At 72.5% G+C, this 12673-nt stretch carries 14 protein-coding genes; all 14 read left to right on the top strand.

Annotated elements, in window-relative coordinates:
• Window positions 1-34: 34 nt before the first annotated feature.
• The 14 genes from pafA to P3T34_RS08805 all read left to right on the top strand — a co-directional run bounded on the left by pafA (window position 35) and on the right by P3T34_RS08805 (window position 12669).
• Entirely contained in the window at window positions 35-1396 is a 1362-nt protein-coding gene (gene pafA / locus P3T34_RS08870) for a Pup--protein ligase (RefSeq protein ID WP_280665457.1), read from the top strand.
• Window positions 1397-1541: 145 nt separating this feature from the next.
• A complete protein-coding gene (locus P3T34_RS08865) occupies window positions 1542-2525 on the top strand; it encodes an FKBP-type peptidyl-prolyl cis-trans isomerase (protein WP_280665456.1) in 984 nt (327 codons plus the stop codon).
• 127 nt (window positions 2526-2652) lie between these two features.
• The gene (locus tag P3T34_RS08860) at window positions 2653-3975 is read left to right on the top strand and encodes an FKBP-type peptidyl-prolyl cis-trans isomerase (RefSeq protein WP_280665455.1); all 1323 of its coding nucleotides are present in this window, start codon (window positions 2653-2655) and stop codon (window positions 3973-3975) included.
• Window positions 3976-4106: 131 nt separating this feature from the next.
• The gene (locus P3T34_RS08855; protein ID WP_280665454.1) at window positions 4107-4520 is read left to right on the top strand and encodes an FKBP-type peptidyl-prolyl cis-trans isomerase; all 414 of its coding nucleotides are present in this window, start codon (window positions 4107-4109) and stop codon (window positions 4518-4520) included.
• A gap of 151 nt (window positions 4521-4671) precedes the next feature.
• Window positions 4672-5673, top strand: coding sequence for a WYL domain-containing protein (locus tag P3T34_RS08850; protein ID WP_280665453.1), 1002 nt, complete (start codon window positions 4672-4674; stop codon window positions 5671-5673).
• 26 nt (window positions 5674-5699) lie between these two features.
• Window positions 5700-6626, top strand: coding sequence for a WYL domain-containing protein (locus tag P3T34_RS08845; RefSeq protein WP_280671909.1), 927 nt, complete (start codon window positions 5700-5702; stop codon window positions 6624-6626).
• Window positions 6613-6861, top strand: a complete 249-nt coding sequence (locus tag P3T34_RS08840) for a hypothetical protein (protein ID WP_280665452.1) — start codon at window positions 6613-6615, stop codon at window positions 6859-6861. Before P3T34_RS08845 ends, P3T34_RS08840 begins: the two co-directional genes overlap by 14 nt.
• Window positions 6862-6891: 30 nt before the next feature.
• Window positions 6892-7065, top strand: a complete 174-nt coding sequence (locus tag P3T34_RS08835) for a hypothetical protein (RefSeq protein WP_280665451.1) — start codon at window positions 6892-6894, stop codon at window positions 7063-7065.
• 172 nt (window positions 7066-7237) lie between these two features.
• Window positions 7238-7558, top strand: coding sequence for a twin-arginine translocase TatA/TatE family subunit (locus P3T34_RS08830; RefSeq protein ID WP_280665450.1), 321 nt, complete (start codon window positions 7238-7240; stop codon window positions 7556-7558).
• A gap of 51 nt (window positions 7559-7609) precedes the next feature.
• Window positions 7610-8503, top strand: coding sequence for a twin-arginine translocase subunit TatC (tatC, locus tag P3T34_RS08825; RefSeq protein ID WP_280665449.1), 894 nt, complete (start codon window positions 7610-7612; stop codon window positions 8501-8503).
• Window positions 8504-8628: 125 nt separating this feature from the next.
• Window positions 8629-9780 (top strand): FAD-binding oxidoreductase, encoded by a 1152-nt coding sequence (locus P3T34_RS08820; protein ID WP_280665448.1) that lies wholly within the window; start codon window positions 8629-8631, stop codon window positions 9778-9780.
• A gap of 89 nt (window positions 9781-9869) precedes the next feature.
• The gene (locus P3T34_RS08815; RefSeq protein ID WP_280665447.1) at window positions 9870-10184 is read left to right on the top strand and encodes a (2Fe-2S)-binding protein; all 315 of its coding nucleotides are present in this window, start codon (window positions 9870-9872) and stop codon (window positions 10182-10184) included.
• A 43-nt stretch (window positions 10185-10227) separates the two neighbouring features.
• A complete protein-coding gene (locus P3T34_RS08810) occupies window positions 10228-11637 on the top strand; it encodes an NAD(P)/FAD-dependent oxidoreductase (protein ID WP_280665446.1) in 1410 nt (469 codons plus the stop codon).
• Between the two features lie 168 nt (window positions 11638-11805).
• Window positions 11806-12669 carry a dihydrodipicolinate synthase family protein gene (locus tag P3T34_RS08805; protein WP_280671907.1) on the top strand — a complete coding sequence of 288 codons (864 nt, stop codon included), beginning with the start codon at window positions 11806-11808 and terminating at the stop codon, window positions 12667-12669.
• The last annotated feature ends 4 nt before the right edge of the window (window positions 12670-12673 follow it).

Here is a 12673-nt window from a genome sequence, read left to right as displayed (position 1 = left end):
TTTCAGAACCCTTCAAGAAGCGTAATCTCCCCTCATGGATCGCCGAATTTTCGGGCTGGAGAACGAGTACGGCGTCACGTGTACGTTCCGGGGACAACGGCGTCTGTCTCCGGACGAGGTGGCCAGGTACCTCTTCCGCCGCGTAGTTTCCTGGGGACGAAGCAGCAATGTCTTCCTGCGCAATGGCGCACGGCTTTACCTCGATGTCGGTTCGCACCCTGAGTACGCCACTCCGGAGTGCGATGACGTCACCGAGCTGGTGACGCACGACAAGGCGGGCGAGCGCATCCTCGAAGGCCTCCTGGTGGACGCCGAACGGCGCCTGCACGAGGAGGGCATCGCCGGGGACGTCTACCTGTTCAAGAACAACACCGACTCGGCCGGCAACTCCTACGGCTGCCACGAGAACTACCTGGTGGGCCGGCACGGGGAGTTCTCCCGGCTGGCGGACGTGCTGATCCCGTTCCTGGTGACCCGTCAGCTGATCTGCGGCGCCGGCAAGGTGCTGCAGACCCCGCGCGGCGCGGTCTACTGCGTGAGCCAGCGGGCGGAGCACATCTGGGAGGGCGTCAGCTCGGCGACCACCCGCTCCCGTCCGATCATCAACACCCGGGACGAGCCGCACGCGGACGCCGAGCGGTACCGGCGGCTGCACGTGATCGTCGGCGACTCCAACATGTCGGAGACCACCACGCTGCTCAAGGTCGGCGCCACCGACCTGGTGCTGCGGCTGATCGAGGCCGGCGTGGTGATGCGGGACCTGACGCTGGAGAACCCGATCCGGGCGATCCGCGAGGTCAGCCACGACCTGACGGGCCGCCACCAGGTCCGGCTGGCCAACGGCCGGGAGGCCAGCGCCCTGGAGATCCAGGAGGAGTACTACAGCAAGGCGCTGGAGTTCGCCGACCGCAAGGGCCTGAACACCGGCACGGTGGCCCGGGTGCTGGAGCTGTGGGGCCGCACGCTGGAGGCGGTGCGCGACGAGGACCTCGGCAAGGTCGGCACCGAGATCGACTGGATCATGAAGTACCAGCTGATCGAGCGCTACCGCGAGAAGCACCAGATGAGCATGTCGAACCCGCGGGTCGCCCAGATCGACCTGGCGTACCACGACATCCACCGCCGGCGCGGGCTCTTCTACCTGCTGCAGAACAAGGGCCAGGCGCAGCGGGTCACCACCGACCTGAAGACCTTCGAGGCCAAGTCGGTCCCGCCGCAGACCACTCGCGCCCGGCTGCGCGGGGACTTCATCCGCAAGGCGCAGGAGCAGCGCCGCGACTTCACGGTGGACTGGGTGCATCTGAAGCTGAACGACCAGGCGCAGCGCACGGTGCTGTGCAAGGACCCGTTCCGCTCGGTGGACGAGCGGGTGGAGAAGCTCATCGCCGGGATGTAGTCGGCACTGGGTCGAAGGCGGGGCGGGAGGTGCGTTTGATCACCTCCCGCCCCGCCTTCCGCTATCGGGAGACCACGGGTTCTAGGGTGGTCGAGTTCGCTGGACCGTTGTGTCCGGACTGACTTGACCGACAGTGAGGAACACCGTGCGACGGATCGCCGGGCTGCTCGTAGCCCTGCCCATGCTGGCGCTCGTGGCGTGCAGCAGCAGCACACCCGTGAAGAGCGGCCCGTCCGCGGCGCCGAGCAGCTCCGCTCCGGCCGTCCCCAGCCCGGTGGGGTCGGCGTCCCCGATGCCCACGGTGGCCGGGGATTTCGGCAAGAAGGCGACCATCACCATCCCGCCCGGGCAGCCGAGCGGCCAGTTCGTGGTCAGCACGGTGACGGACGGCGACGGCGCCACCGTGAACAAGGGCGACTGGGTGACGGTCAACTACACCGCGAAGGACTGGACGACCGGCAAGGACGTGCCGAGCTCGTACGATGCGGGCTCCAAGCCGCAGCTCTACCAGGCGGGCAACGGGCAGCTGGTGCCGGCCTTCGACCAGAGCGTGGTGGGCAGGAAGGTGGGCAGCCGGGTGCTGGTGGTGGCGCCGCCGGCGGCGGGCTTCGGCAGCACGGGCAACACCGCGCTCGGGGTGGGTGCCAGTGACACCGTGGTGTTCGTGCTGGACGTCATGGAGGACGTGCCGCAGGACGCCGCGGTGACCGGCACGATGACCCAGGCCCCGCCGACCTCCCCGCAGGTCAAGGACAACGGCAAGGCCGCCCCGACGATCACCATCCCCGCGGGGCAGCCGGCGCCGGCCGATCTGCAGACCTCGGTGCTGATCAAGGGCGACGGCAAGCCGGTGCAGGCCGGGCAGACGCTGGTGGTGCAGTACACCGGGGTGCTGTGGAGCAACGGCCAGCAGTTCGACTCGTCCTGGACGCACGGCGGCGCGCAGGCGCTGCAGGTCGGGACCGGCAGTGTGATCGCGGGCTGGGACAAGGGGCTGGTCGGGCAGACCGTCGGGAGCCGGGTGCTGCTGACGATTCCGCCCTCGCTCGGCTACGGGGACAAGGCGCAGTCCTCGATCCCGGCCAACTCCACGCTGGTTTTTGTGATCGACATCCTGGAAGCTGTGTAGTCAATCGGTAGGGCAGGCTCTCATTGGGTGTCATGGACACCCAATGAGAGCCTGCCCTCATGCTGAACTGACATACTGCTGCCGATTCGCACAGTGGCGAGGGATCTGATCGCGAGGATGGGGAGTCATGGCTGAGAATGCGTCGGGACCGGGCGAGGCCGACACCGCGAGCGGCGCGGTCGCTGACCCGGCGGCCCCGCGGCCCGGGGGTCCGCTGCCGGGCGACGGGGAGTCGATCGTGATTCCGCCGTCGATTCTCAAGCAGCAGGCGGGCTGGGCCCAGCCCGGTCAGGAAGTGCCGGCCGCTCCCGGCACGCCCAAGGAAGAGGCCCCGCAGGTCTTCGCCTCCACGGTGCGCAAGGTGCAGCAGTCCGAGGCGGACTACGACAAGGCGCCCGGGGTGGGCCGGCTCGGCGCGGTGCTCGGCACCGTGCTCGCCGTCCTGCTGGTGGGCAGCGGCATCGCGCTCTACGAGATCAACAAGCCGACTTCGAGCAGCTCGGCGGCGGACAGCGCCACGGCGGCCCCCAGCGCGCCGGCCTCGCCCAGCGCGCCGCCCGTCCCGCCGATCAAGACGGACGCCAAGGTGCTGCCGACGGTCACCGGTGACGTCGGCAAGAAGGCGACCATCACGCTGCCGGCCGGCCAGTCCCCGGACGGCAGCTTCGTGGTGAAGCCGCTCACCGAGGGCGACGGCGCCAAGGCCGGCAAGGGCTCCTGGGTCAGCGCGGACTTCACCCTGAAGGACTGGACCACCGGCAAGGACATCCCCGGCTCCTACGACCAGGGTCAGCCGCAGATCTTCCAGGCGGGCCTGGGTCAGCTGATCCCGGCGCTGGACGCCAGCGTGGTGGGCCACAAGGCCGGCAGCCGGCTGCTGGTGATCGCACCTCCGGCGGCCGCCTTCGGCGACCAGGGCAACCAGAGCCTGGGCCTCGGCCCCAAGGACACCCTGGTGATGGTGATCGACGTCGAGCGGGTCAACGCGCCCGACGCCCGGGTCAGCGGTGACGTGACCGAGCCGCCGGCCGACTTCCCGCAGGTGAAGGAGAACCCGGGCAAGCCGGACACCATCACCCCGCCGGCCGGCGTGACCGACCCGACCGCGCTGAAGACCGCAGTGCTGATCCCGGGCAAGGGCCCCAAGGTCGCCACCGGCGAGAAGGTCGTCGTCCAGTACACCGGGGTGACGCTCAAGGACGGCAAGGAGTTCGACTCCTCGCTCAGCAAGAAGCAGGCGTTCAGCTTCGTCACCGGCGGTGGCACCGTCATCCCCGGTTGGGACCAGGGTGTCGTCGGCCAGAACGTCGGCAGCCGGATCGAGTTGGTGATCCCGGCCTCGCTGGCCTACAAGGACCAGCCGCCGGCCGGCAGCGGGATCCCGGCCAACGCCTCGCTGGTGTTCGTGATCGACATTCTGGATGCCGGAGTGGGCTCGGCCAGCTCCTAATGACACTATTGGGGTGACCGGCCGTCGGGGCGACCCGCCAGGCCGGGCCTGATCTGCATGGGCGGCGGACGGCCGTACGGTGGTTCCTCACGGAGGCACGGTGCGGTGGTCCGCCGCCGTGCTGTGTACTGATGGAGGCCGCGTCAGGCGGCCGAGGAGAAGAGGCAGTTGTGAGCCAGAAGACGAAGCCGGAGATCGATTTCCCGGGTGGCGAGGCGCCGGCCGAGCTGCAGATCCGCGACATCGTGGTGGGCGACGGCGCCGAGGCCAAGCCCGGCGCGAACGTCGAGGTGCACTACGTGGGTGTCACCTTCAGCACCGGCGAGGAGTTCGACGCCAGCTGGAACCGCAACTCGACCTTCCGCTTCCCGCTCGGTGGCGGCCGGGTCATCAAGGGTTGGGACGAGGGTGTCGTCGGGATGAAGGTGGGCGGTCGGCGCGAGCTGATCATCCCGGCCAACAAGGCCTACGGCAACCAGTCGCCGACCCCGCTGATCCCGGCCGGTTCGACCCTGATCTTCGTGGTCGACCTGATCAGCGTCTGACGCTGCTCGTGAGGCCGTCGCACCCCGGAGGACCGGGGTGCGGCGGCCTCGGCTTTCGCCGGATGTGCCCGTACCGGTACGGTCGGGTCGCCGGGTTCAAGATTCCCGGTGGAGCGGTCCGCGCACAGCGCGGCACACCGGAAGGGTCACGATGGCGATCGCCAAGGCAGAGCGGCTGATGAACCTCGCCCTGTGCCTGATGAACACCAAACGCCCGCTCTCCAAACGAGAGCTTCGGGAGTCCATCGAGGCCTACCGGGAGGCCTGGCAGCACGGCAGCGAGGACGCCTTCAACCGGATGTTCGAGCGCGACAAGGACGACCTGCGCGAGCTGGGCCTGGTCATCGACGTCGACGAGAACACCGCGGACGGCGAGATCGGCTACCTGGCCCGCGCCGACCGCAACCGGCTGCCGGAGATCGCGCTGGACGCCGAGGAGGCGGCCGCGCTGAGCCTGGCCGCCAAGGTCTGGCACCAGGCCCGCCTCTCGGGTGCCGCCAGCGGCGCGCTGCAGAAGCTGCGTGCGGCGGGCGTGCCGTTCACCGAGGACGTCGCCGAGGGCCGTACCGCGCTGGAGCCGCGGATCCCGGCCCGCGAGGCCGCCTTCGAGCCGCTGCTGCTGGCCGCCCGGGATCGCCGGCCGGTCGGTTTCGAGTACCGCAAGTCCGGGTCCGCGGTCGTCGAGGCGCGCTCGGTCGAGCCGTGGGCGCTGGAGTGCTGGCGCGGCCACTGGTACCTGGCCGGCTGGGACCGCGACCGCGCGGCCGTCCGGGTCTTCCGGCTCAGCCGGATCACCGGCAAGGTCCGCTCGCGCTCGGCCGCCTTCTCCGCGCCGATCCCCGAGCACGTGGACGTCCGGGCCCACGTCGCCACCTTCGCCGGTGAGGGCGCCACCACCACCGCCACCGTGCGGCTGCGCCGCGGTGCGGGCTTCCCGCTGCGGGCCAAGGCGCTGGCGACCCGTCAGGTCGACGCGGTCTGGGACGAGTTGGAGATCCCCTACGGCCACGGGCTGGGCGCCGACCTCGCCGAGTTCGGGCCGGACCTGGTCGTCCTGGAGCCGGACGACCTGCGGGCCGACGTCATCGACCGGCTGCGCGCGGTGGCCGGCCTGCCCGCCGAAGCAGCAGCCTCCGAAGGAGCCTCCCGGTGAGCAACGCCATCGACCAGACCCGCCGGATGCTCTCGCTGGTCACCTATCTGCGCGAGCGCCCCGGCGCCGAGGTCGCCGAGGTGGCCCGGGCGTTCGGGATCACCGAGCGCGAGCTGATCGCGGACCTGAACGTGCTGCCGATGTGCGGCACCAGCTTCCGCGGCGGCGACCTGCTGGACATCGACACCGACGGCGAGCGGATCTGGTGGCACAACGTCGACGATGTGGCCCAGCCGCTGCGGCTGGCCGCCGACGAGGCGACGGCGCTGCTGGTGGCCGCCCGCGCGGTGGCCGGGCTGCCGGGCCTGCGCGCCCGTGACCGCGAGGCGCTCACCCGCGCCGTCGCCAAGATCGAGAACGCGGCGGGGGAGAGCGCCGAGGGCAGCGCCCGGGTCGGGGTGACCTTCGAGGCCGAGGGCCAGGTCTTCGCCGACATCGACCGCGCGCTCTCCGAGGGCCGGCTGATCTGGCTGCGCTACTACTCGCACGGGCGCGGTGGCATGACCGAGCGCGAGGTGGACCCGATCCGCCTGGTGACCGAGGGCCACACCTACCTGGAGGGCTGGTGCCGGACCTCGGAGGACCGCCGGCTCTTCCGGCTCGACCGCGTGGCCGAGGTCAAGCTGCTGGACGAGCCCGCCCGCCCGCCGCGTCTGGAGCCGCGCGACCTCTCGCAGGGCCTGGTGAACCCGGGCGCGGACGACCCCGAGGTGGTCGTCGAGGTCGGCGCCGGCGGTCGCTGGGTGGCCGAGTACTACACCCACGACGTGGCCGAGGAACTGCCCGACGGGGGCTTGCGGATCACCCTGCGCAGCTCCGATCCCTCGGGCCTGCGCACCCTGGCACTGCGCCTGGGCCGGGACGGGCGGATCGTTTCGCCGGCCCCGCTGGCGGAGCAGGCCCGTGAGGCGGCGCTGGCCGCGCTGGCGGGCTACCAGGGTGGGACGCACTGACGTGGAGGGCGAGGAGACCAGGTTCAAGGTCTACTGCTCGCAGTGCCGGGAGAAGGTCGAGCTGGCGGCCTCGGAGTTCCGGCTGGCGCTGGGGCGGACCAAGGAGCGGACCTTCTACAGCTTCAGCTGCCCGGTCTGCGGTGCGGCGGTGCGCAAGCCCGCCGGTGAGAAGATCGTCGCGGCGCTGACCGGCGCCGGGGTGAGCACCATGCGGCTCGTCCCGGTCGAGGGATAAGCGTCACCGGAGGAAGAGGAGGCGGCCGTCATGCCGTGGACCATTGTGGCGGTCGTCGGGCTCGGGACCGTGGGGCTGCTGGTGCTGGGGGTGCTCGGGATGCGGCTGTGGCTGGATGTCCGGGTGCTGTCGCGTGAGGTGGACACCGCGGCCCGCACGCTCACCGAGGCCTGCACCGAGCTGGCCGGGACCGTCCAGGGCTGAGCGAGCGCGGTTCGTCGCTCCCAAACTTCACCTGCTGGTGTATGCCGGGGGGCTCGTTCGGCTCCTGCGCGCGGGTTAGGCTCTCACGGTGGTCCGGTGTACCCGCGGCCACGTCGTCCCGTCCGCCCGTGGTCAGGGCCGGGTACCGCTCTCGTTCAGGAAGGCTTCGCCCATGGGCAGGATCGTGGAGTTCCTCCTGATCGCCGGGATGGTCACCGTGCTCTTCGGTGCGAAGCGGTTGCCCCAGCTGGCCAGGTCGCTGGGCGAGTCCCTGCGCATCCTCAAGAGCGAGACCAAGGCGCTGCGCACGGACGTCGCCCCGCCGGCGGCGCAGGCCGCCGGGGCCGGGGCCGAGACGACCAGGACCATCAAGGCCGCACCCGGTGATGCCTCCACCGCGCGGCCGGTCACCGAGCAGAAGCCCACCCGGCCCGCGCTGAGCGGTCGGCCGCACCGTGGTCCGCCGTCCGGCGGGCCACGACGCACGAGTTGAGGACCGGGGTTGAGCAAGTCTTCCAAACCGCCCAAGGATCCTGACGGACGGATGTCCCTCGGGGATCACCTCCGCGAACTGCGGAACCGGCTGGTCAAGTCGGTGCTGGCGATCGTGGTGTGCACGATCGTCGCGGCGTTCTTCAGCAAGCAGCTGCTGCACTTCCTGATGGAGCCGCTGCCGGCCTGCACCCCGGCCCAGCGGCTCGACCCCAACTACCACGGCCACTGCGCCGAGGTCGCGGTCATCGGTGTGACGGCGCCGTTCGCGCTCACCCTGAAGGTCTGCGTGACGGCGGGCCTGGTGGCCGCAGTGCCGGTCTGGCTCTACCAGCTCTGGGCCTTCATCTCGCCGGGTCTGCACCGCAACGAGCGGCGCTACTCGCTGGGCTTCCTGGCCGCGGGCACGCCGCTCTTCCTGGCCGGCGCTGGCTGCGCGTACATGCTGATGCCGACCACGATCCGGGTGCTGGGCTCCTTCACCCCGATCGGGGCGCAGCAGATCCTGCCCACCGAGGACTACCTGAACATCGCGACCAGGATGGTCCTGGTGTTCGGTGCGGCCTTCGAGTTCCCGCTGATCCTGGTGATGCTGAACTTCGCCGGGGCGCTCTCCGGCAAGCGGATGCTCGGCTGGTGGCGCGGCATGGTGATGGGCATCACGGTCTTCGCGGCGTTCGCCACACCGAGCGCCGACCCGGTCAGCATGCTCGCGCTGGCCTCGCCGATCTGGATCCTCTTCTTCCTCGCGGTCGGCATCTCGCTGCTCAACGACCGGCGCCGCAAGCGCCGCAACCCGGACGCGGACCTGGGTGACGAGGAGGCCTCGCACCTGGACCTGAGCGTCGAGCAGGTCGGCGGGGTGCAGGCGGTCGAGGCTTCGGCCGCGCCGCTGGCCTCGGTGCCGGGCGCGCGCGGTGAGAGCGTGGACGACGACATCACCTGATCCTGGTGCTGAAAAGGCCCCGGCCCCCTCGCACGCGTGCGAGGGGGCCGGGGCCTTTTGCGGTCCTTTTGCCGAACCGCGGGCGTCGTCTTGGCAGCCTAAAGGCAATGTGACATATTACTGAGGTGCTCACGAGACCATCCCACGACGTCGTGGTGATCGGCGCCGGCGTTGTCGGCGCCGCCTGCGCGTACTACGCAGCCGAGGCCGGCCTGTCGGTCGCCGTTGTCGACCGAGGCCCGGTCGCCGGCGGCACCACCGGCGCCGGCGAGGGCAACCTGCTGCTCTCCGACAAGGAGCCCGGCCCCGAGCTGGACCTCGCGCTGCTCTCGGCCCGGCTCTGGAGCGGGCTGGCCCAGGAGCTGCCCGCAGCCGTCGAGTACGAGGCCAAGGGCGGTCTTGTGGTCGCCTCCGACCCCGCGCGCCAGGACGCCCTGCGGGCCTTCGCGGCCAAGCAGGCCGCGGCCGGCGTGCAGGCCGAGGAGGTGCCGGGCGCCCGGCTGCACGAGCTGGAGCCGCACCTGGCCCCCGGGCTGGCCGGCGGCTTCCTGTACCCGCAGGACGCCCAGGTCCAGCCGGCCCTGGCCGCTGCCCACCTGCTGCGCGCCGCCCGCCGGCGCGGCGCCCGGCTCTACCTGGGCGAGGCCGTCACCGGGCTGCTGACCGGGTCGGCCGGCGCGGTCGGCGGCGTCCGGACGCCCCGGCGCGAGCTGCCGGCCGGCGCGGTGGTCAACGCGGCCGGCACCTGGGGCGGCGAGCTCGCGGCGCTGGCCGGGGTGGCGCTGCCGGTGCTGCCCCGGCGCGGCTTCGTGCTGGTCACCGAGCCGCTGCCACGGGTGGTGCGGCACAAGGTCTACGCCGCCGACTACGTGGCCGACGTGGCCAGCGGTTCGGCCGCCCTGCAGACCTCGGGCGTGGTCGAGGGCACCCCGTCCGGCCCGGTGCTGATCGGTGCCAGCCGCGAGCGGGTCGGCTTCGACCGGACGCTGTCGCCGCTGGTGCTGCAGCGGCTGGCCGCGCAGGCCGCCGAGCTCTTCCCGGTGCTGGCCGACGTCCGGGTGCTGCGCGCCTACCGGGGCTTTCGCCCCTACCTGCCCGACCACCTGCCGGCGATCGGCGCCGACCCGCGGGCGCCGGGCCTCTACCACGCCTGCGGCCACGAGGGCGCCGGGATCGGCCTGGCCCCCGCCACCGGTCTGCTGATCGCCCGGCAGCTGACCGGTGAGCGGACCGAGCTGGACCTCGCCCCGTTCCGGCCCGACCGCTTCCCGGCCTGAGGCCGGCCGGCCACCGTCCGACCGATTGCAGTCCGGCCGACTCTGAGTTCCACCCCCCCGCAACCCGCCCCGCAGAACGGATCAGCCGCATGCGTCGCACCCCCGCCGCACTGGTCGAGGCAGACCCCGGCCCGGCCCACACCATCGAGTTCGACGGCCGTCCGGTGCCCGCGCTGGCGGGCCAGAGCATCGCCGCCGCGCTCTGGGCGCACGGCATCCTGGCCTGGCGCACCACCCGGGTGGGGGGCCGTCCGCGCGGTGCGTTCTGCGGGATCGGCGCCTGCTTCGACTGCCTGGCCACCGTCAACGGGCGCCCCAACCAGCGCACCTGCCTGCTGCCCGCCGAGCCGGGCGACCTCGTTACCACCCAGGAGGGCCACGGCCATGCCGACCTCGCCGTCTGAGTCCGCCTCGCCGTCTGAGCCCGCCTCGCCGTCTGAGTCCGCCGTGTCGTCCGGGCGCCCGCGCCGGCTGCTGCACCCCCCGTACGACCTGGCGGTGATCGGAGCCGGGCCGGCCGGGCTGGCCGGCGTGGTGGCCGCCGCCGACCGCGGTCTGCGCTGCGTGCTGCTGGACGCCGGTGCCCGAGCCGGCGGCCAGTACTACCGCCACCCCGCCCCCGAGCTGGGCGCCGCCCGTCCCGACCGGCTGCACCACCACTGGTCGGTCTTCACCGGCCTGGCCGAGCGGTTGGCCGAGCACGTCGCGGCGGGTCGGATCGTCCACCTGGTGCACCACCACGTGTGGACGGCCGAGGCGGGCGCCGAGTGGCGACTGCACGCCGCGACCGGCGCCGACTCCTCGGGGAGCGCGGTGATCGGCGCGCGCGCCGTGCTGCTGGCCACCGGCGCCTACGAGCGGCAACTGCCGTTCCCCGGCTGGACGCTGCCGGGTGTGGTCACCGCGGGCGGCGCGCAGGCGATGCTCAAGGCAGGGCTGGTGCTGCCCGGACGCCGGGTGGTCGTGGCCGGCAGCGGCCCGCTGCTGCTGGCCGCCGCCGTCTCGCTGGCCGCCGCCGGGGCCGAGGTCCCCGCGGTGCTGGAGGCGGGCGACTACCTCGGCTACGCCCGCCGCCCCGGGGTGCTGGGCGCAGTCCCTGGCAAGCTGGTGGAGGGCGCGGTGCACGGCGCGGCGCTGGCCCGCCACGGTGTGCGGCTGCACCGGAGCAGCGCCGTGGTCGAGGCGCACGGGACGGACCGGGTGACCGGTGTGACGGTGGCCCGCCTTGACGCCCGCTGGCGTCCGGTGCCCGGCACCGAGCGCCGGATCGCCTGCGACGCGCTGGCGGTCGGCCACGGCCTGGTCCCGCAGATCGAGTTGGCCACCGAGCTGGGCGCGGCGACCCGTACCGTCCCCGACGGAACCGTCGCGCTGCGGGTCGACCGCCGCCAGCGCACCAGCCTGCCCGGGCTCTGGGCAGCGGGCGAGACCTGCGGTGTCGGCGGGGCCGAACTGGCGATCGCGGAGGGCGAGTTGGCGGCCCGGGCGATCGCCGGAGCGGCACCCTCGCGGTCGCTGCTCAGCCGCCGCCGGCGGCTGCGCGAGTTCGCCGAGCTGATGGCCGCCGCGCACCGCCCGGGCCTCGACTGGAGCGCCTGGCTGCGGCCGGAGACCGAGGTCTGCCGCTGCGAGGAGGTCCCGGTGGCCGCCGTTCGCGAGGCGCTGGACGAGCTGGGCGCGAGCGACGCGCGCACCGTCAAGCTGCTCACCCGGGCCGGGATGGGCTGGTGCCAGGGCCGGATGTGCGGTCCGGCGGTGGCCGAGCTCTGCGGCGGCGGGCAGCAGCGCGGTGCGGACAGCCGGCCGCTCTCCTGTCCGGTACTGCTGGGCGAGTTGGCCGAGCCCCTGGACGGCTGATCGCCCTGCTGCGGTCGTCTGTCTGGTCGTCCGTCTGGGCGTCCGCCGTATTGGCGCGTGCATGGTGCTTGCGCCGGACGGCGCCTATCTATAAAATGTCACACCTCACCAAGGAGAATCCTCGTGCCCAACGCTCTGAACGACCCCACCCGTCCGTGGCGCGGGATCATGGTCGCCACCGCACTCCCGCTGCGCGCCGACCACTCCGTGGACTACGACGCCTACGCCGACCACGTCCGCTGGCTGATCGACTCCGGCTGCGACGGTGTGGTCCCCAACGGCTCGCTCGGCGAGTACCAGACGCTCACCGACCAGGAGCGCGCCCAGGTCGTGCGCACCGCGGTCGAGGCGGCCGGCGACGGCGCGCGGGTGATGCCCGGGGTCGCCGCCTACGGCAGCGCCGAGTCGCGCCGCTGGACTGAGCAGGCCGCCGAGGCCGGCGCCGGCTCGGTGCTGCTGCTCCCGCCGAACGCCTACCGGGCCGACGCCGCCACCGTGCGCGCGCACTACGCCGAGGTGGCGCAGGTCGGGCTGCCGATCGTGGCGTACAACAACCCGTTCGACACCAGGGTCGACCTGACCCCCGAGCTGCTGGCCGCCGTGCACGGCGACGGCAGCATCGTGGCGGTCAAGGAGTTCAGCGGCGACGTCCGCCGGGCCTACCAGATCGCCGAGCTGGCCCCCGGCCTCGACCTGCTGATCGGCGCCGACGACGTGCTGCTCGAACTGGCGCTGGCCGGCGCGGTCGGCTGGATCGCCGGCTACCCCAACGCCCTGCCGCAGGCCTCGGTCGCCCTCTACCGGGCCGCCGTCGCGCACGACCTGGGCACCGCGCTGCCGCTCTACAAGGCGCTGCACTCGCTGCTGCGCTGGGACTCCAAGACCGAGTTCGTCCAGGCCATCAAGCTTTCGATGGACCTGGCCGGGCGCCCCGGCGGCCCGACCCGGGCCCCTCGCGGCCCGCTCGCCCCCGAGATCGAGGCCGCCGTCCGCGCCGCCACCGAGAAGGCCCTCGCCGAGGGCCTGCGATAAGGAG

It is taken from the genome of Kitasatospora sp. MAP12-44 (assembly GCF_029892095.1).
Taxonomy (GTDB): domain Bacteria; phylum Actinomycetota; class Actinomycetes; order Streptomycetales; family Streptomycetaceae; genus Kitasatospora.
This window is presented reverse-complemented; position numbering and strand designations above follow the sequence as displayed.

Coding starts and splice junctions, on each gene's coding strand:
- P3T34_RS08850 (WP_280665453.1), top strand. CDS start 4,672: ATGGCGATCGCCAAGGCAGAGCGGCTGATGAACCTCGCCCTGTGCCTG.
- P3T34_RS08845 (WP_280671909.1), top strand. CDS start 5,700: ATGCTCTCGCTGGTCACCTATCTGCGCGAGCGCCCCGGCGCCGAGGTC.
- P3T34_RS08815 (WP_280665447.1), top strand. CDS start 9,870: ATGCGTCGCACCCCCGCCGCACTGGTCGAGGCAGACCCCGGCCCGGCC.
- P3T34_RS08860 (WP_280665455.1), top strand. CDS start 2,653: ATGGCTGAGAATGCGTCGGGACCGGGCGAGGCCGACACCGCGAGCGGC.
- P3T34_RS08805 (WP_280671907.1), top strand. CDS start 11,806: ATGGTCGCCACCGCACTCCCGCTGCGCGCCGACCACTCCGTGGACTAC.
- pafA (WP_280665457.1), top strand. CDS start 35: ATGGATCGCCGAATTTTCGGGCTGGAGAACGAGTACGGCGTCACGTGT.
- tatC (WP_280665449.1), top strand. CDS start 7,610: ATGTCCCTCGGGGATCACCTCCGCGAACTGCGGAACCGGCTGGTCAAG.
- P3T34_RS08835 (WP_280665451.1), top strand. CDS start 6,892: ATGCCGTGGACCATTGTGGCGGTCGTCGGGCTCGGGACCGTGGGGCTG.
- P3T34_RS08855 (WP_280665454.1), top strand. CDS start 4,107: ATGGAGGCCGCGTCAGGCGGCCGAGGAGAAGAGGCAGTTGTGAGCCAG.
- P3T34_RS08830 (WP_280665450.1), top strand. CDS start 7,238: ATGGGCAGGATCGTGGAGTTCCTCCTGATCGCCGGGATGGTCACCGTG.